Origin of the sequence: Nitrosospira sp. Nl5 (genome assembly GCF_900102495.1) — a bacterium.
Taxonomy (GTDB): Bacteria; Pseudomonadota; Gammaproteobacteria; order Burkholderiales; family Nitrosomonadaceae; genus Nitrosospira.
In genome coordinates this window covers 59,979-84,893 of sequence record NZ_FMVQ01000008.1, presented here as the reverse complement: position 1 = coordinate 84,893, position 24,915 = coordinate 59,979, and the positions used below count along the sequence as shown (strand labels likewise).

Annotated in this window: 21 protein-coding genes; 6 read left to right on the top strand and 15 right to left on the bottom strand. The window is 54.3% G+C overall.

What is annotated here, in order from left to right:
* Window positions 1-52: 52 nt before the first annotated feature.
* From BLP45_RS09265 to BLP45_RS09245, 5 genes are all read left to right on the top strand, one after another.
* Window positions 53-730, top strand: coding sequence for a DUF484 family protein (locus tag BLP45_RS09265; RefSeq protein ID WP_090371948.1), 678 nt, complete (start codon window positions 53-55; stop codon window positions 728-730).
* 36 nt (window positions 731-766) lie between these two features.
* Window positions 767-1,669 (top strand): tyrosine recombinase XerC, encoded by a 903-nt coding sequence (gene xerC, locus BLP45_RS09260; protein ID WP_090371946.1) that lies wholly within the window; start codon window positions 767-769, stop codon window positions 1,667-1,669.
* Window positions 1,670-1,891: 222 nt separating this feature from the next.
* Window positions 1,892-2,428, top strand: a complete 537-nt coding sequence (gene hslV, locus BLP45_RS09255) for an ATP-dependent protease subunit HslV (RefSeq protein ID WP_090371944.1) — start codon at window positions 1,892-1,894, stop codon at window positions 2,426-2,428.
* Between the two features lie 185 nt (window positions 2,429-2,613).
* Window positions 2,614-3,945, top strand: a complete 1,332-nt coding sequence (gene hslU / locus BLP45_RS09250; protein ID WP_090371942.1) for an ATP-dependent protease ATPase subunit HslU — start codon at window positions 2,614-2,616, stop codon at window positions 3,943-3,945.
* Window positions 3,946-4,141: 196 nt separating this feature from the next.
* Window positions 4,142-5,473, top strand: a complete 1,332-nt coding sequence (locus BLP45_RS09245; RefSeq protein ID WP_090371940.1) for a DEAD/DEAH box helicase — start codon at window positions 4,142-4,144, stop codon at window positions 5,471-5,473.
* Between the two features lie 39 nt (window positions 5,474-5,512).
* Here BLP45_RS09245 and BLP45_RS09240 read toward each other — a convergent pair whose 3' ends face one another.
* The 5 genes from BLP45_RS09240 to BLP45_RS09220 all read right to left on the bottom strand — a co-directional run bounded on the left by BLP45_RS09240 (window position 5,513) and on the right by BLP45_RS09220 (window position 9,570).
* Window positions 5,513-6,715, bottom strand: coding sequence for a BaiN/RdsA family NAD(P)/FAD-dependent oxidoreductase (locus BLP45_RS09240; protein WP_090371938.1), 1,203 nt, complete (start codon window positions 6,713-6,715; stop codon window positions 5,513-5,515).
* Window positions 6,716-6,843: 128 nt separating this feature from the next.
* Window positions 6,844-7,476: a class I SAM-dependent methyltransferase gene (locus BLP45_RS09235; protein ID WP_090372060.1), complete on the bottom strand. Its 633-nt coding sequence runs from the start codon at window positions 7,474-7,476 to the stop codon at window positions 6,844-6,846.
* Between the two features lie 44 nt (window positions 7,477-7,520).
* The gene (locus BLP45_RS09230) at window positions 7,521-8,315 is read right to left on the bottom strand and encodes an HvfC family RiPP maturation protein (RefSeq protein WP_090371936.1); all 795 of its coding nucleotides are present in this window, start codon (window positions 8,313-8,315) and stop codon (window positions 7,521-7,523) included.
* Window positions 8,296-9,147, bottom strand: coding sequence for an HvfB family MNIO-type RiPP peptide maturase (locus BLP45_RS09225; protein WP_090371934.1), 852 nt, complete (start codon window positions 9,145-9,147; stop codon window positions 8,296-8,298). The genes BLP45_RS09230 and BLP45_RS09225 overlap by 20 nt, the downstream gene beginning before the upstream one ends.
* 12 nt (window positions 9,148-9,159) lie before the next feature.
* Window positions 9,160-9,570, bottom strand: a complete 411-nt coding sequence (locus BLP45_RS09220; protein WP_090371932.1) for an EF-hand domain-containing protein — start codon at window positions 9,568-9,570, stop codon at window positions 9,160-9,162.
* 477 nt (window positions 9,571-10,047) lie between these two features.
* Here BLP45_RS09220 and dksA point away from each other — a divergent pair, with 477 nt between their 5' ends.
* Entirely contained in the window at window positions 10,048-10,470 is a 423-nt protein-coding gene (gene dksA, locus BLP45_RS09215) for an RNA polymerase-binding protein DksA (protein WP_090371930.1), read from the top strand.
* A 130-nt stretch (window positions 10,471-10,600) separates the two neighbouring features.
* On the opposite strand, the gene pnp is transcribed toward dksA, so the two are convergent.
* The 10 genes from pnp to trpC form a co-directional block, all read right to left on the bottom strand.
* Entirely contained in the window at window positions 10,601-12,709 is a 2,109-nt protein-coding gene (pnp, locus tag BLP45_RS09210; protein WP_090371928.1) for a polyribonucleotide nucleotidyltransferase, read from the bottom strand.
* 133 nt (window positions 12,710-12,842) lie between these two features.
* On the bottom strand, window positions 12,843-13,112 hold the full coding sequence (gene rpsO / locus BLP45_RS09205) for a 30S ribosomal protein S15 (RefSeq protein WP_090371926.1): 270 nt from the start codon (window positions 13,110-13,112) through the stop codon (window positions 12,843-12,845).
* 299 nt (window positions 13,113-13,411) lie between these two features.
* On the bottom strand, window positions 13,412-14,125 hold the full coding sequence (locus BLP45_RS09200; protein ID WP_090372058.1) for a phosphorylase family protein: 714 nt from the start codon (window positions 14,123-14,125) through the stop codon (window positions 13,412-13,414).
* 17 nt (window positions 14,126-14,142) lie between these two features.
* The gene (shc, locus tag BLP45_RS09195; protein ID WP_090371925.1) at window positions 14,143-16,089 is read right to left on the bottom strand and encodes a squalene--hopene cyclase; all 1,947 of its coding nucleotides are present in this window, start codon (window positions 16,087-16,089) and stop codon (window positions 14,143-14,145) included.
* 251 nt (window positions 16,090-16,340) lie between these two features.
* Window positions 16,341-17,171: an MlaA family lipoprotein gene (locus BLP45_RS09190; protein ID WP_090371921.1), complete on the bottom strand. Its 831-nt coding sequence runs from the start codon at window positions 17,169-17,171 to the stop codon at window positions 16,341-16,343.
* Between the two features lie 197 nt (window positions 17,172-17,368).
* Window positions 17,369-20,026, bottom strand: coding sequence for an efflux RND transporter permease subunit (locus BLP45_RS09185; protein WP_090371919.1), 2,658 nt, complete (start codon window positions 20,024-20,026; stop codon window positions 17,369-17,371).
* A gap of 50 nt (window positions 20,027-20,076) precedes the next feature.
* Window positions 20,077-20,706: an HpnM family protein gene (locus BLP45_RS09180; RefSeq protein WP_090371918.1), complete on the bottom strand. Its 630-nt coding sequence runs from the start codon at window positions 20,704-20,706 to the stop codon at window positions 20,077-20,079.
* 253 nt (window positions 20,707-20,959) lie between these two features.
* Window positions 20,960-22,069, bottom strand: coding sequence for an adenosyl-hopene transferase HpnH (gene hpnH, locus BLP45_RS09175; protein ID WP_090371916.1), 1,110 nt, complete (start codon window positions 22,067-22,069; stop codon window positions 20,960-20,962).
* A 485-nt stretch (window positions 22,070-22,554) separates the two neighbouring features.
* Window positions 22,555-23,817, bottom strand: a complete 1,263-nt coding sequence (locus tag BLP45_RS09170) for a porin (RefSeq protein WP_090371914.1) — start codon at window positions 23,815-23,817, stop codon at window positions 22,555-22,557.
* Window positions 23,818-24,078: 261 nt separating this feature from the next.
* The gene (gene trpC / locus BLP45_RS09165) at window positions 24,079-24,912 is read right to left on the bottom strand and encodes an indole-3-glycerol phosphate synthase TrpC (RefSeq protein ID WP_090371913.1); all 834 of its coding nucleotides are present in this window, start codon (window positions 24,910-24,912) and stop codon (window positions 24,079-24,081) included.
* Window positions 24,913-24,915 lie beyond the last annotated feature (3 nt).

The window sequence follows — 24,915 nt, the reverse complement described above, 5'->3', positions numbered from 1 at the left end:
TTGGGTTTTCAAATTTATCGAGGCATCCTTACGAATTCAATCAGGGATAAACATGAAACTCAGTTCAGAAGAAGTCGCCCAATACCTGCTGAAGCACCCTCAGTTTTTCGAGGAATACGCCATCATGCTGGCGGACATTCAAGTTCCTCATCCTCACGGCGGCAATGCAATACCCATTAGCGAACGGCAAATCATCGCGCTGCGGGATAAGAATCATATCTTGCAGGAGAAATTGAGGGAGTTGGTCATATGTGGCGAGGAAAATGGGCTAATCAGCGAAAAGATGCACCGCCTTGCCGTTGCGCTACTGACTTTTACGCGACTGAATGATTTGCTGCATGGACTGAATGTAAGCCTGCGAGAAGTTTTTTCCATCCCCCATATGGCGCTCCGGTTATGGAATATAACCGGGGATGCGGCGCTGCCCGAACTTACGCAAACCACCCCCGATATTCACGTCGTAGCCGAAAGTCTGCTACATCCTTATTGCGGTTCGCATGTATTGAATGAAATCAGGAGTTGGTTCGGGGAGGATGCTGCTCCTCTGTGCTCATTTGCAATGGTGCCTCTGCGAACGGAGCAAACCATCGGTCTATTGGTAATGGGAAGCGAAGATCCGCGCCGGTTTTATCCGGAAATGGGAACCGTCTACCTGACGCAACTGGGTGAGCTTGTCAGCGCTGCATTAAGACGGTACAAGCCGGCTGAAGAATCCGAAAAAGCCGGATAGTGTATAGCCGGCCTCATCACAGGAAATAAAGGTGACATGACATCCGTTGATAACACAGCCACACCGCTTGCCTCCGCCTATCTTTTTCATCTTGCCAATGAACGGCGTTTATCTCCCCTCACCTGTGAAAGTTATGCGCGTGATATTGCTGTCCTGGTGAATCTTGCGAAAGAAACATCGCTTGAGAAACTGCAAGTTCATCATATTCGCCGTTTTGTTGCTCAGCTTCACGGGACCGGATTTTCCGGCAGAAGCCTGGCAAGAATGCTGTCGGCATGGCGCGGCTTCTACCGCTACCTGACGCGTGACCACAACTACATGTGCAATCCCTGCGCCGGCGTACATGCGCCAAAATCGCCGCGGTCATTGCCTCACACGCTTTCACCCGATGAGGCCGCGATGCTGCTGGAATTTCCGGTCGATGATTTGATGGCATTACGGGATAAAGCCATGTTCGAGCTATGTTACTCCTCCGGATTGCGGCTGGCGGAACTTACCGGCTTGAAACCCGGGGATTTGAGTTTTTCCGACGGCATGGTGCGTGTCACCGGCAAAGGCGGAAAGACACGCATCGTCCCCATCGGCAGCCAGGCCCTGCAAATCCTGCGGGAATGGATGAAGCAGCGCGAGACCCTGGTTAAACCCGGAGAAACCGCATTGTTCCTGTCCCGGTACGGCAAGAATATCAGTTCGCGCTCCATCAGCCACCGGCTGAAAATTCAGGCGACGCGGCAAGGAATCAGCGCCAATATCCACCCACACGTGCTGCGGCATTCGTTTGCCTCCCATCTGCTGCAATCCAGTGGCGACTTGCGCGCGGTACAGGATATGCTGGGACACGCCAGTATCAGCACTACGCAAATTTATACCCACCTTGATTTTCAGCATTTGGCGAAGGTCTACGATGCGGCGCATCCGCGAGCGAAAAAGAAGGGCTGACCTGAATCCCGGAAAACACTGGCTGCATAGTCCACATTTTCTCCGCGAATTCGTTGCGTCTTGTCCTGAGCGGCGTGCACAACGCAGCCATGTGCCAGTCCACCAAAAGGTAAAATCAGGCGGCGCAAAACATCTTCCCCGATTAGAGCCTGGACTGAAAAATGAGCGGCCTACTGCCGGATTTAGGTATAATCTTCGCTCTCAACCATCTTGCGCTAACTCATGCCAGAATATCACGGTACCACCATACTTTCGGCACGGCGCGGCACGCAGGTCGCGCTTGGGGGCGACGGCCAGGTAACCTTGGGTGCTATCGTAGCCAAGGCCAGCGCCCGCAAGGTGCGCAGGCTCTACCACGACAAAATTCTCGCGGGATTTGCAGGCGGCACAGCCGACGCTTTTACCTTGTTCGAGCGTTTTGAAGGCAAGCTTGAAAAGCATCAAGGGCATCTTATGCGTTCCGCTGTCGAGCTGGCGAAGGATTGGCGCACCGATCGAATTTTGCGCCGGCTGGAAGCGATGCTGGTCGTGGCCGATCCGGCGACTACTCTCATCATCACGGGCTCGGGCGATGTAATTGAACCTGAGCTTGGGCTTGCCGCAATCGGCAGCGGCGGTTCTTACGCGCATTCCGCCGCGCGGGCACTTCTGGAGAATACCGACCTGCCAGCGCTGGAAATCGTGAAGAAGTCACTGACCGTCGCGGGCGACTTGTGTATCTATACCAATCAGAACCATATCATCGAGGTTCTGGAGTGACGTGAAAAAAGTGAACGGTTAGTGAACGTGGAAGGTGAAGTTAAACAAGGGGGAAATATGCTTTTTCCCCAAACGCGATCAAGCGAAGCACACCTTGCTCTTGTCCCTCACACCCACATTGCTTCAATTGCCTTTGTCATGTTATTTTTTTACATCCTGCCATTTACCACTGATGCCGTGAAACCATGTCCCAACTGACTCCGCAGGAAATCGTCCACGAGCTGGACAAACACATCATCGGGCAGGATGCCGCCAAGCGTTCCGTGGCCATCGCGCTTAGAAATCGCTGGCGCAGACAACAGGTAATGGACCCCTTGCGGCAGGAAATCACACCAAAAAATATTTTGATGATTGGTCCTACCGGGGTCGGCAAGACCGAAATCGCGCGCCGTCTGGCAAAACTCGCTGACGCGCCATTCATCAAGGTGGAAGCAACCAAATTCACCGAGGTGGGGTATGTCGGGCGCGATGTGGACTCTATCATTCGCGATCTGGTGGAATCAGCCATCAAGCAATCCCGCGAACAGGAAACGCAAAAAATGCGGGCCCGCGCGGAGGACCATGCCGAAGAGAGAATCCTCAATGTATTGCTACCACCCGCGAGGGAGATGGGTTCCCAATCGGACGTTGCTGAAGGCGACAATGCGACCCGGCAGAAATTTCGCAAGAAGCTGCGCGAAGGTGAACTCAACGATAAAGAAATCGAAATTGAAGTCGCCGCGCAACAGACTCACATGGAGATCTTCGCCCCCCCGGGAATGGAAGAGTTGACCACGCAAATTCAGGGCATGTTCCAGAATCTGGGCGGAGAAAGAAAAAAAACACGTAAGCTGAGAATCCGTGAAGCCATGAAGCTAATCATCGACGAGGAGGCCTCCAAGCTCGTCAATGATGAGGAGCTGAAGCTTCGTTCAGTGCAAAACGTTGAGCAGAACGGCATCGTGTTCCTGGACGAAATCGATAAAATTACGAGCCGCTCCGAAACTTCCGGCGCGGATGTGTCTCGACAAGGGGTACAGCGGGACTTGCTGCCGCTGGTGGAAGGCACCACCGTTTCCACCAAATACGGCATGATCAAAACCGATCATATTCTGTTCATTGCCAGCGGCGCATTTCATCTCGCCAAGCCTTCTGATCTCATCCCCGAATTACAGGGGCGCTTTCCAATTCGCGTGGAATTGGCAAGTCTTAGCGCGAGCGATTTTGTACAAATCCTTACCAACACCGACGCATGCCTGACACGCCAGTACGAGGCACTGCTGGGAACTGAAGGAATCAAGCTGGAATTTACGCCGGATTCGGTTAAACGTCTCGCGGAAATTGCTTTCGCAGTCAACGAAAGAACCGAGAATATTGGTGCCAGGCGCCTTTACACGGTGATGGAGAAACTTCTGGAAGAGATTTCCTTCGATGCCGCAAAACATAGTGGCGATACCGTTGTCATTGATGCCGCGTACGTGGATGAACGGCTCGAAAGCTTGTCCCAAAGCGAGGATTTAGCCCGCTACGTACTTTAACCTCGGTTCGGCTTCTGCAATAGAAAAATGCATTGCGAACGAAAACGGCACCTCGGCACATGATCTGTTATAATTCGTGCCTGCGGTGTTCGCTCCACGTCTCCACGCCGTCCATTCTGTTTTTCAAACTTTACCCGTCTGCCTAAGACTGGCGTCCCATAACGGGGCGGCAGGCCGATGTTACCCCTGGAGTTTTATGTCTTTCTCTATCTTCGGCCTGTCCGATGAAATCATTCGTGCCGTAGCTGAGCGCGGCTATACCAATCCGACCCCCATTCAGCTGCAAGCGATCCCTGCCGTGCTGGCCGGCGGGGATTTAATGGCCGGCGCGCAAACCGGCACTGGCAAGACCGCCGGGTTTACCTTGCCCATTCTGAATCGCTTGTCCGACAAGAGCATCAAGGGACCATCCACGGGCCGTCCGCCAATCCGTGCATTGATCCTCGTCCCCACGCGCGAGCTTGCCGCGCAGGTTGAAGAAAGCATTCGTAACTACGGTAAATACCTGAAACTGAGTTCGATGATAATGATCGGGGGAGTCAGCATCAGACCGCAAATCACCCGCCTGAAAAGCCGCGTGGATATCCTGGTCGCGACCCCAGGGCGCCTGCTGGATCATGTGCAGCAAAAAACGCTTGATCTGTCGCACGTCGAAATCCTGGTGCTCGACGAGGCTGACCGCATGCTCGACATGGGCTTCATTCGCGACATTAAGAAAATACTCGTGCTGTTGCCCAAGCAGCGGCAGAATCTGCTGTTCTCCGCCACTTTTTCCGACGAGATTCGGGCATTGGCGGGAAGCTTGCTCAACCAGCCGGCGATGATTGAGGTTGCCCGCCCCAACGCAACCGCCGACAACGTGACGCATGTGGTGCATCCGGTAGACCGTGAACGAAAACGCGACCTGCTTGCCCATCTCATCAAGCAGCACCACTGGTCACAGGTGCTGGTGTTCACCCGGACCAAGCACGGCGCCAATAAACTGGCCGAGCACCTGGTCGCAAGCGGCATTCCATCGCTCGCCATACACGGTAACAAAAGCCAGTCTGCGCGCACCCGGGCATTGGCGGAATTCAAGGCCGGCAGCCTGCAGGTACTGGTCGCCACGGACATTGCCGCACGCGGAATCGATATCAGCGAACTACCCCATGTGGTCAACTTTGAATTGCCCAACGTGCCGGAGGACTATGTCCATCGCATCGGGCGCACTGGCCGTGCCGGGGCAGAAGGAGACGCGGTGTCACTGGTGTGCGTGGATGAGCGCAAGCTGTTGACCGATATCGAAAGGCTGATCAAACGAGACTTGTCCAACAAAATTATCGCTGGTTTCGAGCCGGATCCCCGCATCCGCGCTGAGCCGATTGTGAATGGGAGCGGGGGAGGACCGCGGCGCATGCTGCCCGGACTACCGGGACGTGGTCAACGAAGAGGCCAGCCAGCGGCCAAACCTCGTGCGACGAGGAACCTTGGGGGACAGGCCGCTAGCCGCATACCGGCGCTGCATCGTTCAGGTGGACGTGGGCGCTGACCGGCGCCTTCCCAGCCGGATGATGAACGGGGAACACGGCTATACGCATTGCCCGGCCGCATAACCGGACGCCCAGGCCCACTGGAAATTGAAACCGCCCAGATGTCCCGTTACGTCCACCACTTCACCGATAAAGTAAAGCCCTGGCACTTTCCTGGCCTCCATGGTTCTGGATGACAGTTCACGGGTATCAATCCCGCCCAGCGTCACTTCCGCTTTTTTGTAGCCCGCGGTACCGTTTGGCGTGATTTGCCAGTTATGCAATTGTGTGGCAATTTGCTTCAACCTGATTTCACCGTACTGCTTTACCGGCCGGGCTGGCTGCCCCGGCATAATCGCTTCGCACCAGGCGTGTGCAAAACGTCTGGGCAGGTATTGCGTCAGCAGATTGGATAGCAGCACAGTGCTGTGTCTGTAGTCAAGCAGCCACGCAGCCGCATCGATGTCCGGTAACAAATTGATATGAATTGGAGCGCCTGGCTGCCAGTAGGAAGAAACCTGAAGTATTGCGGGGCCGCTCAAACCACGGTGCGTAAGCAACAGGTTCTCACGAAAGCTCGCGCCGTTGCAGCTAACCGCCGCATCAACCGCAACTCCTGAAAGCGTAGAGAGACCGGCAAATTGCTCCGGCATGAAAGTCAGAGGAACGAGCCCCGGCCGCCGCGGGGTAACTGTGATGCCGAATTGCTCAGCAATACGATAGCCGAAAGAACTTGCGCCGATTTGTGGAATGGAAAGGCCACCGGTAGCGATGACTAATGAATCGGCAGTCAAAATGCCCCTTTCGGTTTCCAGCATGAACCTCCCACCGGGAGCCGCAGCGGCATGAGTACGGCTTGTATTGTTCACGCGATTAGGCATTTGCCATTCGACACCTGCCGCATCGCACTCATGCCGCAGCAGGTCGATGATTTGCTGGGAACTGTCATCGCAAAATAATTGACCCAGCTTCTTTTCATGATAATGGATGCCATGCCTCTCCACCAGCGCAATAAAGTGTTGCGGGGTGAAGCGTGCCAGCGCGGACCGGCAGAAATGCGGATTGTGTGACAGGAAATTTTCCGGCGCGGTGTAGCGATTGGTGAAGTTGCACCGCCCCCCGCCGGAAATACGAATCTTTTCCGCAAGCTTCCTCGCATGATCCAGCAGCACTACCGAGCGTCCGCGCTTGCCTGCTTCGATCGCGCACATCATCCCCGCTGCGCCGGCGCCTATCACTATCACATCTTTTTTTAGTTTCATCTGGGCATCGCGCCACCGGCATATCTTAAATCTGACTGCAGCGATTCACCATAAAGATGACGATCAAGGAGACAATGGATGTTGTAGACGCTGCCGAAAAATGAGCGGTCGCCTGGCCGGATTCAGGATTACCTACCTGGCTTGCGCCACACGCTTGCGAGCCATGGCTGCTGTTCGCGCGGCAAACCAGCCGGCCGGTAATAGTGGGTAACTTCAATAAACTCCGCAGCGATCATATAGCCTCGCCACGCTTCAATAGTATGATATGCGCCATAGCGCCCGCGGCTCCAGCCTTCTTCGTTGTCTCCGCGTGGATTGGAACTGAACAGTACACCGTCCGGTTTCAGCGTCGCATGCAACTCTTTCAGTACACGCGGTAGCGCACGCCCGGGAATATGAAACAGCGAAGCATTAGCGAATATTCCATCAAAGTGCCCGTCCGGCAGATCGAGCCTAAGAAAATCCTGATGCCACACTTCGCAGCCGCTGTAGGCGCGAGCCATTTCGACGAATCGCGCGGCGCCGTCCAACCCAACCGGGATATGGCCAAGTTTAGCAAAAGTCTTGAGATCGCGGCCCGGCCCGCAGCCGAAATCCAGGATGGTGTAAGGAGATTCACCCTTGATATGTTTCAGCAACGCTGCGATATTCTGTCCGACGTCATGTTCGCGCGTGCCCTTCCAGAAATCATCGGCACGCTCGTTGTAGTGCGCGAGCGTAAGAGAGGAAATTGTCGTGAGGTCCTGTCGATCAGGATTCACATGCTCGCCTGCATGAGCTTCGGGAGGGAACTTCGAATTCAATTTCAATTATCGGTAGGTGGAATTCGAGTATCGCCGGCATCATTACGCAGGGTACCAAGCAGTGCACCGCGTACCTGTAAGTCGCGCATAATCGCGAGTCCTCCCTGGATGACGACCTCGGGCGAGGGATGACGGCTTTCCACAGCGACGGTTTCAAGCGCTGCTTGGCCGGTGAGTTCCGTTGACTCTAGAAGGTTAATCAGGCGCGAAGTAAATGCATTGATTTCAGTAAATCGGACGTGGTCACCGGCATCGCGGAATACCAGTAAACATGTTTCTGTTGGCGCAATTCGGACGTGGGGACCAACACGATGCACGGGCCAGCGGTAACACAGATTCGCAAGTACCGGATTCAAAACCGGGCGCTGTTCCAGCAGGCTCCCTTCGGGATCGATCTCATTCCGATCCGGTGCGTGGGTTGAAATGGAAAGTACCAACTCCACCCATTCATAATGTGCAAGTTCCAGCGTGAATTCCGGATAGTCGGAAGATAGCGGCCCATTGCTTTGCAGGAACTGAATAAACTCACCGGGTATCTCGCGAAAAAGAGGTGAGCGACTGTGATGCGTGGCGAGGAAAAGACGCAGGAGCCGTTCCCACCGGCGTGCTCCCAGCACCTTCCTGAGTACGGGAAAGCAGGTCAAGAGAAAACTCTCAATGTTGTTATAAACCAGCCTCTTGTATATTCCCATACGCCGCGCTTCAATGCCATGCGGACAGGGATTCGCCTTGGGGTCGCGGATATGCGCCGTGAAGGCATACTGGAAGTGCTGAAATTCAGGAAGCGGCGCGGACATGGCTGGCATCGACATGCCGAGTCTGAATCAGGTGAATATGTTCGACTTCGCGCATCAGTTCATCAAGGGGGGGGATATTGAAGTCGCGCTCCAGCAGCGTGGGGGCGACCCCATGAATACGGTAGGTCTGATCGAGCAGCTCCCACACCGGATCGATGACCTCTGCGCCGTGGGTGTCGATAATCAAATTCTTTGCCTCATTGTGGTGCCCCGCGATATGCATGTAGACAATGCGTTCGGTAGGCATGGAACGGATGAATTCAATGGGATCGTAAGCATGATTAATGCTGTTGACGTATACGTTATTGACGTCGAGATGCAAATCGCAATCCGCCTCGCTTAGCACGGCGCGGATAAATTCCGCTTCACTCATTTCAGTAATAGGGGCTCGCAGGTAAAACGAAGCATTTTCAAGCGCGATGCGCCGCTCCAGGATATTCTGAGCGCGGCGAACACGCGCGGCAACGTATTTCACGGCTTCCTCGGTAAAAGGTATTGGAAGCAGATCGTATAAATGGCCGTCGTCGGAGCAGTACGCGAGATGCTCGGTATAAAAAAGAATTCGATGCTGGTCCAGGAACCGTCGAATCTTGTGCAGCAATACTTCATCCAGCGGGGCCGGACTACCGATCGAGAGAGACAAACCATGGCACACAAAGGGGTAGCGCTCGGTGAAGCTCCGCAAATCACGCCCTGCCGTGCCGCCGAGATCAATCCAGTTTTCTGGGGCGATTTCAAAAAAATCGATGGCTACGGGAACATGGGTTTTCAGCGCGGGAATTAATTCCCGCCGAAAACCCAGCCCCGCGCTGGCAAGACGCAGGGGATCCATGGGGAGCGGAAATTACTTCTTCATTCCGCCATGCGGAGCTTGCGGAGCGGGGCCAGGCTTCGCCCCACCGCCGCCATACTTGTCAGCTTCAGGTTGATCGACAGCGCCATCCTTGTTGGTATCTATCCTGTCGAATATGGCTTCGTGATGTTTGAGGAATTCTTCCTTGCTGACCTTGCCATCCTTGTTGGCATCTACCATGGACATGCCGCATCTACCTTCGCCAGATTTACCTTCGCCAGATTTTGCTCCGCCGCCATATTTATTTGGGTCAACCCTGTCCGCATAGGCCAGCATGTAGCCCTTGTCCAAGGACTGCACGGTAAAGGGACTGTCAGCCGCGGAGGCAACCGGTACAGTACCGAGAGTCGCGGCAAACGCAGAACCCACAGCCATGGAAATGATTGATTTCTTGTTGCGCATAGTATTTCCTCCTAAATTTTGGACAAAATATTATGTCACAATTCGGCGGAAGCGGGCAGACCCGAATTCCCATGCGCTGAATCCCGTTCCATGCCCCGGCAATCGGGCTCAAGCCTGAACAAAATGCCAGAGGCTCATGCTGCAACAACGGCATAATTATTTCCTTCCAGGGCTGTCCAAGCGACAGAAATTCTGCAAGAATTCGTGCTGCTTTCGTGCTGCCTTTGGGGGAAGAAAATGAGCGTAAGAGGGTGAGGGTGATTTTCAAATATGGCAGACGCTTTTCAATGTGTCACCAGCCCCCTTTATTATATCGTCCGGACTTGTTTTTTGTTTTTCATTCAGGTTGTTATCTAAGGTAGAATTGGCGTTTGCCGTGCGGCACTCCACACGAACAGCTGACCTACTTGCTGTATAATATATTTTTTTGTAAAAGCATCCTCACACGTATCCAGAGATATAAAAGGAATACTAAAAATGCCGCAAGAACTGCGTAAACAAGCTACTCCTTATAAACTGAAGAAAGGGGAAAGCTATATGAGTTCCAAGCAGCTTATGCATTTCCGCAACATACTGGAAGGCATTAAAGCCGAATTGGGGCAGGATATAGATCGCACTGTACATACCATGCAGGACGAAGCGACGATCTTCGCCGATCCCAATGATCGCGCCAGCCAGGAATCGGATATGGCGCTGGAGCTGCGCAATCGTGACCGTGAGCGCAAGCTGATCAAGAAAATCGACGAGACCATCGCCAAGATAGATTCCGGCGACTACGGTTATTGTGACAGCTGCGGCATTGAGATTGGCCTGAAACGCCTTGAAGCCCGTCCCACCGCCACCCTTTGCATAGACTGCAAGACCCTGGACGAGATAAGGGAAAAGCAGGTAGCGAAATAAAATCCGCTATTTGTTTTCCGTTTTCAATGGATCAAGGAATTTGCCGTTGTACAAATAAAAAGCCCCGTATCTTGCGACCGGGGCTTCCTCATAAGCATCTTTTAGTATCCTAAAACATCGTCAGCGGCCATTATGAAACGGCGTTGTCGGTGCTCTCCACGGCGACGGCCTTCATGCTGAGACGCAGCCGTCCCTTATCATCGGCTTCCAGGACCTTGACACGCACTGCCTGACCTTCCTTGAGATGATCGGCAACGCTGTTGACACGCTCGTTGGCAATTTGGGAGATATGCAATAAGCCGTCCTTGCCCGGTAGAACGCTAACGATCGCACCGAAATCCAGAAGCTTCAATACCGTCCCATCGTATATTCTTCCCACCTCTACCTCGGCGGTAATGGCTTCGATACGTTTTTTGGCTACCTCGCCACCCTCGGCGTTAATACAGGCTATCATAACGGTACCGTCGTCGGCGATATCAATGGTCGTGCCGGTTTCTTCGGTCAACGCACGAATTACCGCACCGCCCTTACCGATTACGTCACGAATTTTCTCAGGATTTATTTTTATTTTAATAATGCGCGGAGCATGTTCGGAAATATCCTCGCGCGTTGAAGGCAGCGCCTGCTTCATAATATCAAGAATATGCAGGCGCCCTTCTCTGGCCTGTATCAGTGCGGCATGCAGAATATCTTTGGTGATGCCTTGAATCTTGATATCCATTTGCAGCGCCGTGATGCCCTGCTCGGTACCAGCCACTTTGAAATCCATATCGCCCAAGTGATCTTCATCGCCGAGAATATCGGTCAGCACGGCAAATCGGTTTCCCTCTTTGATTAATCCCATGGCGATACCCGCCACGTGCGCTTTCAATGGCACGCCTGCATCCATTAACGCCAGACAGCCGCCGCACACAGATGCCATGGAACTGGAGCCGTTGGATTCGGTAATCTCGGACACAACCCGTAACGAATAACCAAACTCTTCGGGAGAAGGCAGCACCGCGATCAAAGCACGCTTGGCAAGACGTCCGTGGCCGATTTCGCGGCGCTTGGGGGTTCCTACACGGCCGGTTTCACCCGTAGCGTAGGGAGGCATGTTGTAATGAAGCATGAAGCGCTCGGAGTAATCTCCTTGCAGCGCATCAATTTTTTGTTCGTCCCGTCCCGTACCCAGTGTTGCGATAACCAGTGCTTGCGTTTCCCCGCGCGTAAACAGGGCGGAACCATGGGTGCGCGGCAACAAGCCATTGCGAATCGTAATCGGACGAACGCTGCGCGTGTCACGTCCATCGATGCGAGGCTCGCCATCGAGAATCTGGGAGCGTACGATTTTTGACTCAAGCGCAAAGCATGCCTCTTTTACAGCCTGGCCATCCGGCCCATCTTCTGTATCAACCCCGACTCCGGCGAAAACTTTTGTCCAGATATTATCGATGGCCTCGGACCGCGCCTGTTTTTGCCTTAATTGGAATGCGGCACGCAAATCCGCTTCCGCCAAATCAGCGATTTTTGTCGCTAGAGCGGCATCCCTTGTCGCCGGTGTCCAGTCCCACGCCGTGGCGCCCGCTTCCTCGGCCAGTTCGTTGATGGCGTTGATTACCGTCTGCATTTGCTGATGGCCGTACATGACAGCCCCCAGCATGATGTCTTCTGATAGTTCCAATGCTTCGGATTCCACCATCAGTACCGCTTGCTGCGTGCCTGCCACCACCAGATTCAACTGAGTTTGCTTCAGTTCGGTAGTGGTGGGATTCAAGACATACTCACCATTGATGTAGCCGACCCGGGCGGCAGCGACAGGACCATCGAAGGGGATTCCAGAAAGCACCAGCGCAGCCGAAGCCCCGACAAGCGCGGGGATGTCCGCGTCCACTTCGTTATCGGACGACAGAACGGTAGCCACGATCTGCACTTCATTGTAAAAACTTTCAGGAAATAAGGGGCGGATGGGACGGTCGATGAGGCGGGAAGTAAGAATTTCTTTTTCTGAGGGACGGCCTTCACGCTTAAAGAAACTGCCGGGTATTCTGCCGGCCGCGTAGCTCCGTTCCTGATAATCCACTGTCAAAGGGAAAAAATCCTGGCCCTGCTTGGCATTTTTGGCACCCACCACGGTAACCAGAACTACGGTGTCGTCCATGGTAACCATCACCGCCCCGTGCGCTTGTCTTGCTATCTCCCCGGTTTCCAGCGTGAGTTGGTGACGCCCGTAGGCAATACTTTTTTTGATTGATTTCAATTAACTACCCTTTTTTCAAAAATCATCCGTCTACTTGCGATCAGCCGGTTTCAACGCGAGATTGATAATATCGCCGATACGGAAGAGACAAGCAGTTTTCATGTATCCCGCAGGTCTCGTAAGCAGAGATATTCTATTTGCGTAAGCCGAGACGCCCGATTAATATACGATAATTATCAGCGCTGTTGCGCTTAAGATAATCAAGCAGCTTGCGGCGACGGCTTACCATGCGCAATAAACCGCGGCGGGAATGGTGATCCTTGACGTGTGCTTTGAAATGATTAGCCAGATCATTGATACGAGTGGTCAATAACGCCACTTGCACTTCGGGAGAACCCGTATCCCCCGCAGCGCGCTGATAGTCGCGCACCACCTGCGCTTTTTGATCGGTTGTGATTGGCATGCATACTCTCCATTAAATGCCTGATACGAAAGGCCGGTATTTTACTCTTTAACAGGGCGTATTCTCAAGTAATATGATGATTTTATTTTCCCGATTTCAACATCCGGACAACGAATAAGCGTTGATTATTTTTGAATAAAATCGTCCCTCAATTTCCATTCACCCCGCCTGGGCAGCAAAAAAGTTCTGTTGTATTTGTCCTATCAGAGAAATTTACAAGCTGGGGGAGGAAATTACGCCGGCAACCCGTTTTCGTTCTTTTTGCTCAATCACAACGCTTGCCGCTCCAAAATATATATTTATCCCTCGCTCATTCGCCGTGTACCCGCAGCATGAGTCGAGGTTCCCATTTCCCTATCCGCATATCGCACCACCGCGGATAACGTGGAGCACGCCGCACGAGAGCCCACCGCAAGACGCAGCAACGTGCCGGGAGTGACGGATCCCCGCAGCAACAGCGGCAGCAGGCGCGTCAGATCGGCACTCCCGTCACGGCGTATCGCACCGAGCAGAACCGAAGGGGGTGAAAATCCGGCTGGATCCGAGATAGCGCGTACCGCGAGGAACGGCATACCGGCCTGGGCAGCAGTCTCCGCCACCGCGCCGCTTTCCATATCCACTGCGCAGGCCCCGGTAACTTGCGCCAGCGCACGTTTTTCGGTTGCGGAAGTCACCACCTGCCTGCTTGTCACCAATATGCCCCCAACGACACTCAGATGAGGGGGAAGCTGCTGTTGCAGACGGGCGCGCCAGCTTAAATCCACTTGCAGTGAGCGCCCTGCATAAATCGATTCAGGCAGCACCAGGTCTCCCGGGCGCAAGCTAGGAATCAACGCGCCGGCGAGCCCGAAGCTCATCAGCGCGGTCGCACCGCCTGTCCTCAATCCTTCCGCTGCCTCGCGCGCCGGCTCTTCCCCCATTCCGCACAGCCATATCGCCGCACTTCCCCCCAGACTGATCATCCGGTTAAAAGGTAAGCGGAGCGGGGTAACGCAGCGAGCCTCCATTCGCATGGCCGTTACGATCCCTATCACACAGAAGTTTTCCGGTTCAGCGTATGAAACCTGGCGAGAGCCCAGAACGGGAAATACTTTACATACCCGTGATACCTCAGGTAGAAAACCCGCGGAAAGCCGGGTGCGGTGAACCAGGGGTCATGCCATAGGCCGTCACTCCCCTGGTGGCGCAACAGGTAGTCGATGCCACCCCGCACTTCCTGACTATGTCCTTCCCCTGCCGCCATGAGAGCGAGCAGCGCCCAGGCCGTCTGAAAAGATGTGCTCGTCTCAAATTGCCCGGCGCGTTGCGGTTCGGCGTAACTATCGTTGCTTTCGCCCCAACCTCCGTCGTCGCGTTGTACGGACTTCAGCCATTGTGTCGCACGTCGAATAGCGAGGTGGCTGGTATCCAGGCCCACCAATCGAAGCGCCTCCAGCACCGACCAGGTACCGTAAATATAATTGCTCCCCCAGCGTCCGAACCAGGCTCCACTAGGCTCCTGCTCGCGAAATAGATAGGCCAGACCTCGCTCCACGTTATCCTTGTGCCTGGAGTCACCATGTAGCGCCAGAAAGCCAGTGCAGCGGGCGGTGACGTCGCTGCTAGGCGGATCAAGCAAGGCGCCGTGATCAGCAAATGGGATTTCATTAAGATAGTAATACGTATTGTCGCTATCGAAAGCCGCGAAGCCGCCGTTGTGCGACTGCATGCCGGCAAGCCAGTCTGCTGCGCGTACGATATTCTCCTGATAGGCTTGTGGATCCGCCTCATGCATTGCCCATGCCACCGCAGCGGTATCGTCCAGATCCGGGTAATGGGGGTTGGCATACTGAAAGGCCCAGCCGCCACCTGCCAAACCCGGATGGTCTTCCTGCCAATCGGCGGGTGCATCGAGTATTTGATTAGGAACCAGCCAGTCGAGGGCTTTCCGGATGGGCCGCTGATCCGTACCGGCGTCTTCCTGCAAGGCGAGGGAAGCCAGGACCGTATCCCATACGGGTGACGTGCAAGGCTGGCACCAGACGCGCTCGCCTTCGTCCACCAACAGCCCCCGAAGTGCTTGGCGGCACTGCTCCCGATAAGGATGTTCGTAGGGGTAGCCCAGCAATGCCAGCGCCTCGCTGGCATTTACCATGGCGGGAAAAATTCCTCCCAGACCGCAATCACCATTAAGCCGCTCCACTATCCACTGTTCCGCCCGGCGTAGCGCGATACGGCGCAGGGCCTGGGGGATGAACGGCTCGAAAAGTGAAGCGACGCGCTCGATGAGCAGGAATACCCGATTAAGGTGAGTGCGCACCGGAAAATAGTTTCGCTCTTCCTCCGGAGGACTCGTAAACAGCTCGCGGATATGAATTTTGCGCGGATTCGCGGCGCGCGCTTTCAAACTGCAGAGAATGGACAGCGGCACCGTTACGGTTCGTGACCAGTAGGCAATTTTGCTCAAGTGAAACGGAAACCAGCGCGGCAGCAATATGATCTCTACCGGCGTAAATGGAACACCGCGCCAAGGGATCTGCTCATACATGGCAAGTAATATGCGCGTAAAAACGTTCGCCCGCGCCGCGCCTCCATGTTCCACAACAGCCGTACGGGCGCGCTTCATATGCGGCGCATCGGGCGAGTCGCCTACCAGTTTCAGGGCATAGTACGCCTTGACCGTGCAGCTTTGATCGAAATGACCACCGTAGTACAATGACCAGCCGCCATGCCCGGGATCCTGCTTGTCACGGATAAATCGGGCAAGCCTGACCTCCAGGTCCACGTCCACATCATCCATGAAGTGCATCATCAGTATGTATTCGGCCGGGATCGTGCAGTCGGCCTCCAATGGGAAGCACCAGTGGCCATCCTCTTTCTGCAGAGACAGCAGAGCCTTGCGCGCCGCAGCCAATCCATCATCCAGCGCTTTTGTATTGTTGGCGCTCAGGTATTGATCCTGAGGCGCTGATCTGGCAATACCTTCAAATCTTTTCATTGGTTTTTACCTGCATTACCTACTTAACATGAATAACATGAATTCAAGCCATCCCATGATTGTGATAGCACCGCCGACGTTTATGAGGACCGGATTCATTGGGAGTTCCTATGCGCATACCAACCTCGCAAAGCCTTTCTTGCCATTATCGGGGTTTTGGCTCGGGAAGTAGCATTTTCCATGGCGGAAATGATGAGATGCCCGCTTCTCCAAGCGTATGAGTCTGTCTCACATTCCGCCCGAAACCGGGCTCAGCGCAACGGCGTGGCTGCGGGCGCATTCTGTACGACATCGTCCAACGGGTCGTCGTAGCTTTCGGGCGGAGGATCCCCATCATAAATCAGGTGTTTACGCTGTTGCAAGAATCCCTCGCGCACGAACAGGTAAGGATCCAGCGCGGCCTGGTCACGAATGCGCATGGGACCGGATAGCCTCGCCCGTTTGTCAACAATACCCAAAACGGCGACGGGTCCGGTAATAGCGAGACTTGCCACGGAACCCGCATAAAAAAGAACGTTACTGAACAGGCTGACAGGAATACCCGGTGCGTCACGATAGCTACTGGGTCCAATCAAGGGGACAAACAAATACGACCCTGTTTTGACGCCCCATACACCGAGGGTTTGCCCAAAATCTTCGTCGTGCTGCGGCAACCCCATGGGTGCGGCCATGTCAAAAAGCCCGCCTCCCCCTATAGTCGAATTAACGACGAATCGCAAACTGTCCTGAAATCCCTGGCGCACCTTGCCTTGCAAAAAAGCGTTAAGAATCACGTTTGGGTAAGCAAGATTATCGTAGAAGTTTCCGATGGAACGCTGCATGGGGTCCGGCACATACTTAATGTAAACATCGGCAACCGGCGCCAGAATATTGCGATCGATCGTATCCGTGAAGTTATAGAACTTGCGATTGGTTTCCTCATTCGGGTCAACCGAATCAACGCCCGCGCTGTTCGGGCGCGTCGTCGCGCATCCCGCAAACAGTACCGCGCATAATAATAGTAAAACGTGCAACTGCTTATGCCTCGTGCCGGCAAGGACATCAAGCTTGGTTGATGTTTCAGTTTTCTGAATTCGCGGCATCTTTCACTACGTCAGAGTGGTCACAAGGTGCGAAGTATAAACAATAATTGCCGACTTTGGCACCCATTGTTCCACATCGGATTGCGGGGAATCAATCGACTCCCGAATATGCTCCGTTTGCCTCCTAGCGGTCTTATTCAGATTCAATAGATTGTGCCAACATCTGCGCCGAAACTTGTCCGGCGCAAATTACAGGGTTACCCTTTTATATCGTGAGTTGTAGCGCGCATCAGTGCTGGAAGTATGATAAGGGTGCAGATGAGAGTAAAACTCAATCCCACGGTAAGCAGCACCCCCATGCTGGCAGTGCCTTGATGGGATGAAAACATCAAGCTTCCGAAACCAGCCAACGTAGTCAATGCGCTGTAGAAGATTGCGCGCGTGGTGCTCGTGTGAATCAGGTCTTCGCTGATGGATTCGCCCTTACGGCTTCGATGAACCATATGCAGGGCGCTGTCGATGCCGACGCCCAGCAGTAATGGCAGAGCGATAATATTGGCAAAATTGAACGGGACGTTCAGCAGAACGGTTAAAGCACCAGTAAATGTGGCGGCCAACAGAAGAGGAGCGAGAACCAGCAGCGAGTATGCGATGCTGCGCAGCAAAACCAGGAGCACTACCATAGCTCCTGCCAGCGCCAATGTGAAAGCCTGAACGAACGCTTCCACGACAGCCTCCCCTGCTTCAAGGCTTACCATCGGCGCTCCTGTGGCCTCCGGCGCCACTTTCTGCACCGCCCGTACAAAACGCCGCAGCGCCTGGTTCTCGTCGATGTCCTCGGCGGGATAAATCGCCACCCGGTATTCCCCTGATTGGCTGTGCCAACGGTCGCGCAATGACGCGGGCAGATCTTGTTGCACAAACGGAGCGGCTTCAGTGGCAGCGCGCAAACTCTGCAAAGCAGCAGGTAATGTCAAAAGCAGATCCTCTTCCACCGACTGGAGCAGTCTGCGTCTTTCCTCCGCATTGGCCGCATCGAGTTGGGTGAACAGCTTTGCGAGGGACGACCTTAGATGACGCACGACTGTAGACGCGGAATGCTCGGGATGCTCGGCAATGAATCCGTCCAAAGCGGAGGCAAGCAGCTCAAGTTCCGCACGTTGCCGCATGGGCTGTTGCTCGCCCCCCGCCTGGGGCCGCGTTGCCAGCGCGATCGGCCCCATCGTCAGCGCCATCTCCTCGATGAGCGGAAGTTTCTCCTCCTGCTCGGCCGGCACAAAATCGAGAATCGTGACCGCTTTGCTTACTTCCGGCAACTTCGCCAGCCGCCGCGCCAAGTCTTCCGCCTCATCACGGCTCCCTGCCAGGGCGATGGCCTGCCAGGGCGAATTGTCGGGGTCGGCGAGAAGCTTGCGGAAAGTTTGCACCGCTCGGCCTTCTGGGTTCTGCATATTCAGCAGGTTGTAATCGAACCGGACTTGGGGCAATACGGCCACAGCGGCGGCTAATCCAACCAGGGTGGCAGCATATACCCATTTGCGCCACCTCAGCGTGAACTCGAGCAATTTTCCCAGCGATTCTTCCATGCCGGAGACCGCCGCCGGCCGCATCGGCAGATAACGTTGCAGCGCAGGCAGCAGGGTCAGGGTAACGAACAGGCTGATCAGCATCCCTGTCCCCGAGATCAGCCCCAATTCCGCAACGCCGCGGTAAGCGGTGGGCATGAATGCATAGAAGCCAATGGATGTCGTCAGAGCGCACGCGGCGAGCGCATCGCCGACCTCCCCGCCAGCCTCATGCATGACCTCGTCCGCGGGGCGACCGTTTTCCAATATTTCGCGATACCGCATCAGGAAGTGAATGGCATAATCCACCCCGAGTCCTATATAGAGAACCGCAAATGCAATTGAAATCACATTCAGGTGCCCGACGGCAACCGTGGCGAAGGCCGCGGTGAAAATCAAACCTAATACCAGGCTGAGCAATATTACCAGTACCGGTCTGGCCGCCCGCATCCCGGCGTAAAGCACGGCCGCCACCAGCAGCAGTGAGAGCGCTCCGGCATACTCCATGCCGCTTAATGAGCTGTTAAGCTCTTCGTGCGATAACGCTACCTCGCCAGTAACGTGCAGACGGACCGGGCCGTCATCCGTTATGCCGAGCTCCTGCGCTGTATTGCGCAATGCGGTAATGGCGAGTTCCGCCGGGAACAGCTGGGTATAGTCCAGTACCGGTTTTACCATAATCAGCTGCTGGTATCTGCTTTTCTGTGGCTCGCCGCTGAACAGGGACTGCCATGACAATGCCCGGGGATGCCCCGCAAGCTGCGCCTCCAAGGTTGCGTTAACGCCTTGCAGTACAGGTCGCAGTTCGAAACTGCGGCCTTTACGCAACTCCTCCACCGCTCTGGTCAGCACGGAAGCGAAGGTCTCGAGAGATGGATCCTGGGCGATTTGCGCGATCAGCGGTTGTGCCGCCGCCAGGCGGTCGGTTATTTGCTCCAGTTCCGCAATGTCTTCGTAGAGCAGCCCGTTGCGGATCAGAAAATCGTCGACGTTGGGAGCGTAAACATCCTGAAAGTTGCCGGTATCTTTTTTCAGGCGCGCCGAGAGGCGCTGTGCCGCGATATGGACCTGCTCGGGTGTCGGTGCCTCCAGCACCAGCAACATGATATCAGCATCCTGGGGGAACGCTTTTCTATAGCGCTCGTCATTGGCGCGAAATGGCAGGTCCTCGGAGAGCATGTCCGTCGTATCGGTGTCCATGCCGAGGTTGCGTGCGGTATACAGCGCACAGACCACGGCAAGCACCCCCGCCGCGAGCAGAATCCAGGCGGCGTGACGATAACAAGCAGCGGCCCAGCGCGAAAAAAAGCCGTAGACGCGGCTGTGGGAAGCTTTGGTTGGTATGGCCATCCTTCAGGAAGAATTTGGAACGATCAACCGCTGGTACTCCGTGGCTTGACTTAGTCTTCTTCGGTCAGGGCGATCTTTTTCTTGAGCATGTCGATGAGTTTGGGGAAGCCATCACGCTGAAGGATGGCGCGATATTCTACCCGCTTGAGCGCAAGGTCGCTGACGCCGTCAGCCAGGATATTGACAATGCGCCAACCCTCTTTCCCTTGGCGCAGGATGTAGTCGAAACGTACAGGCTCGCCTTTCAATGGAACCAGCTTGCTGCGTATCATTACCTGATTCCGCGGCATGGACTGCTGCTCCACGAATTCAAAACGCTCACCATCGTGACTTTTAAACCATCCCGCGTAAGTACCAATGCTGAGCTTCCGGAAGATATCCGTAAAAGTACGCTGTTGCGTCGCATCCAGCTGAGTCCAGTTGGCCCCCAAGGTAGTACGCGCGATAAAATCGAGGTCATGGGTTTGGTCAACGACGGGAGCCAGTAATTCAAAGCGGCCCTGATAACCTAGTTTTTCACCTTCGCGCATTGCCTTGAGAAGTGCTTCGTGCAGGCGATTTACGACCTCTTTCGGACTGCCTGGCTCCGCAGTCTCCGCCCAGGAACCGGGCGCGACCAGCATCATCATTACTATTATCTGGAGGCGTAATACAGCTTTGATTGCATGCAGGACTTTCATATTCACAACCTTTACAGCAAATGCGCTAACCGCGCTTATATGTAGCGTTCAAGGTCCATGTCATCGCCAGCATGATGTTCTACTAATGATGCCGCCTACTTTACGCTCAAGCAATCACTTCCGCCAGGGAAAGTCCTTTGCCGAGATTGCAAATTCAAAATGATCACGAAATTCGATGGCGATCGCACTTGCCATCAAGACCCGTGCACAGCTAGCCGGGCGTACTTTGAATGCGCGTCATTGCAGGTGCCGTTTATCGCTCGGCTTTGACAGGAATCCCACCAATTGTTTTTCGAGCTTTCAGTTCTTCTGTCACCCATTTAGGCGTGGGCTCGGCGACCATTGGGCCAGTCGTTCTGGGACCCCTGAAAGAGGCTAGCAATGCTTTCAGCGGATGCTGCAACGTATCCTCAACGGCGGTTGCCTCATAACCACAATGGGCCATGCATTGGGCGCACTTGGGATTGCTGCTGTTACCGTATTTTTCCCAGGGCGTATCATTCAGGAGTTCCTGAAAGCTTGTTGCGTAACCTTCATCCGGTAATAAATAGCAGGGTTTTTGCCAGCCAAATATGTTACGCGTCGGGTTACCCCACGGGGTGCACTCATAGTCCTGATTGCCTGCGAGAAAATCAAGATAAAGCTTGGAATGATTCAGTTTCCAGTTGCGCGTCTTGCCGATGTCAAAAATACCGCGGAATAACTTCTTGGTATCCTGTCCTTTAATAAAGATGTCCTGCTTGGGAGCACGTTCATAGCTGAACCCCGGCGCGATAGTTGCGCCCTCGATGCCCAGTTCCATCGCATAATCCAGGAATTCGGCAACATCCGCCGGGGTTTCGCCCTGAAATAGCGTGCAATTTACGGTGACCCTGAACCCTCTTTCCACGCACAACTTTATTGCCTCAACTGCCCGATCAAAAACCCCATCCTGGCAAACCGAGGCGTCATGCCTTTCCTTCATGCCATCCAGATGAATAGAGAAGGTCAGATAAGGAGATGGCGAATAGTCGTTTATCTTCTTTTTCAGCAGAAGCGCATTCGTACACAAATACACATACTTCTTCCGGGCAATAATGCCTGCAATGATTTGCGGCATTTCCTTGTGTATCAGCGGTTCGCCACCGGGAATCGATACCATCGGTGCATCGCACTCGTCGACAGCCTGCATGCATTGTTCAAACGAAAGACGCTGATCAAGGACGTCATCAGGGTAATCAATTTTGCCACAGCCCGCACAGGCCAAATTACAACGGAACAGAGGCTCCAGCATCAGAACCAAAGGATATTTTTTTACTCCTTTCAACTTTTGCTTGATCAGATAGCTGCCTACAGCAATCTGTTGACGCAACGGAACTCCCATGAGCAAATCCTCCAAAAAACCTCAATAAACTAATTGATAGCCATACAAAATAACCGCACTGATTTTCCTGTTATTTTGAAGCTCACGAAAGCTTCTTACGATGCAATACGGCTTCCATATCACCTCCCTATTTTTTTCTTCTTCTTATGACATTTTATTGCGTCAGTATATTAGCACGTATGTTTTATAAACTAAACACACAGCCGTTTCAGGGTTAATACACCGGCTTTAATCCAGGAATTCATATTGAATTCGACACTTGAGGAGCTACTTTCCAGTTCATTTTTTCACGTATTTCCAATTGGCCGCCATGATCCACAGTGCGCTTCTTGTGCCGCCCAACTTCCACTTTTTATCAGCCTGCTCTATCGGGCAAATTCAAGTGATGCCAGAATCTAGTGGCGAATTCAGACATCGGGCTTATAGTGTGGAAGACGGCAAAAAAATGGGGCGCCGGAGCGCCCCATTTCAACTGATTAACTCGATTAAAAGTTGTGACGGACACCAATCGTGTAGGTGGCACGATTACCCGTTGCATAAGTGGGTGCAACAATGGCACCTACGTTATTCGCAGCTCCGGCATTTGGGTTATCAACATAGACATGCTGGTAGCCACCAAAAAGGCTGGTACGCTTGCTCAGGTTGTGAATAGCACCCACCGTGAAGCTATCGACGTTGCGTGCGCCGGCGGCATTAATACCACCCGCATGCGCGTTAGTCATACCCCCTTGCGCCACAAGCGTGGTACTGCCCCACTTGTATTGCCCGCCTGCATGCCAGATATTGCCATCGGCGCCGGCATTCATTGCGGAATTACACTGCCCTGTGGCGGTGCCGACGTCCAGCGGGTTGGCGGTCAAAGATGCGGCGGTGGTACAGGTCGCAGAACCGATAGCATTGTTGATGTCCTCATATTGGCCGCTGAGCTTGAAGTTCTCATAGGCCCAGGAAGCACCGACACGCCAAACTTCTTCGGTTTGGAGGCCAAGACCCTTCTGGAAATTATTGGCGTTGTCCCTGGAATAACCGCCGAATACATCAATTCCCATGCCCATGAAATCAGCGTGGTATTTGGCAGCCGCCTGGCCGTCGAATTCGCCGTTTCTACCGCCGGTATTGCCCTGATTACCCAAGCCACTCGGCATAAAGCTGCCGGAAACGCCCCCAATTCCAGAATTGGTCAGTTGAGGATCGAGACTATTCGCGTCACCGGGCATCAGCAAAGCGGCGAAGGAGAAGCCTTCCACGGTCGCCGAGTCAAAACGGATAGCGCTGTTGACAAAACCGTTTGCGCCTGAACCCATGCCGTTAGCGCCGCCCGACATTGTGCCGCCGGCACCGTTGGCTTGCAGGGTGGTGTAGGCAAATGGATCAATCGTCATACCGCCGGCAAAGTCCTTGAACGGAGACTGGACGCGGCCGAACTTGACATCGCCCCAGTTATTGCTGGAGAGACCAACCCACTGCTCACGAGGAGTCGTGGCTGAACCGGAACCCATGTTCAAGCCCATTTCCAGGCGGGCGTTCGCTTTGAGCCCATTGCCGAGATCTTCGGTGATATGCAGACCCCAACGTGACGAGCGGGAATTGTCCTGAAGCGCTCCCTGGCTTGGCTGGCCTGAAAAATCGACAAGGCTGTATTCCGCTTGGGCCCTACCAAAAATCGTGACGTTTGTCCCCTGCGCGGATGCAACCACTGGGGCCGCGAGTGCCCCGGCGACAGCCAGTGCAATCAGTTTCTTTTTCATTTGGAAAATCTCCTTTAAAGTTGAAACGGTGGAGCCATCTCACCGACCCTATTTTCGGTGGAGTGCGTCCCGCTGCTTTGGACCTCTCAAAGTGAGAAGGTTGAGAGATTGTGCCTAACGCGGCAACGCGTAGCAAGGAAATCAAGTTACTTTCAGAATATGCAAGAAGCTTGTGTTGCTTTTTTGCAACAAAATCGTTTGAGCAGCGATTCACAGCGGATTTAAATATCAAGACCGCGAGCAGTACGGACGACGCGGGGGCTACCCGAACAATCGCGTCAGCTCCTCTCCCGGGTTATCGGCACGCATAAAGGCTTCACCGACCAGGAAGGCGTGGACCTGATGATCACTCATCAGCGCGACATTGGCAGGTGTGAGGATGCCGCTTTCAGTAATCACAATGCGTGATGGCGCAATACGGTCGAGCAATTGCAGCGTGGTGTCCAGGCTTGTTTCGAAAGTGCGCAGGTTGCGGTTGTTGATGCCGATCAGTGGGGAATTTAATTGCAACGCAAGTTCCAGCTCGGCGCCATCGTGAACTTCCACCAGCGCGGCCATGCCCAACGCATGTGCGAGCGTTTCGAGCCTATGCATTCTCGCAACCGCTTCCTCCTCTCCCTGACGCTCTCCGGCCAAGTATGAAGACATGCAAAACGCCGCGACAATGATCAGAATGCAGTCTGCTCCCATCGCGCGGGCCTCGAACACCTGGTATTCGTCCAGCATGAAATCCTTGCGCAGCACCGGCAATTCGCACGCGGCCCGGGCCTGTCGGAGATATTCCGCGCTGCCGCCAAAAAATTGTGCGTCAGTCAATACCGACAGGCAGGCCGCCCCATGCAGCGCATAACTGGCCGCGATCGCCGCGGAATCGAAACGCTCGCGCAACACGCCCCTGCTGGGACTGGCTTTCTTGATTTCCGCAATGACTGCGGGCAGGCCGGCACCGATTTTATCGCGGATTGCTCCCGTGAAATCACGGGGCGGCGCTGCCGCTTCCGCTTCTTGACGCATTGCGGACGAGGGCTTGGCTGCCTTTGCCGCGGCAATTTCCTGTACCTTGACGCTCAGAATCTCTTGCAGAATATTGGACATCGG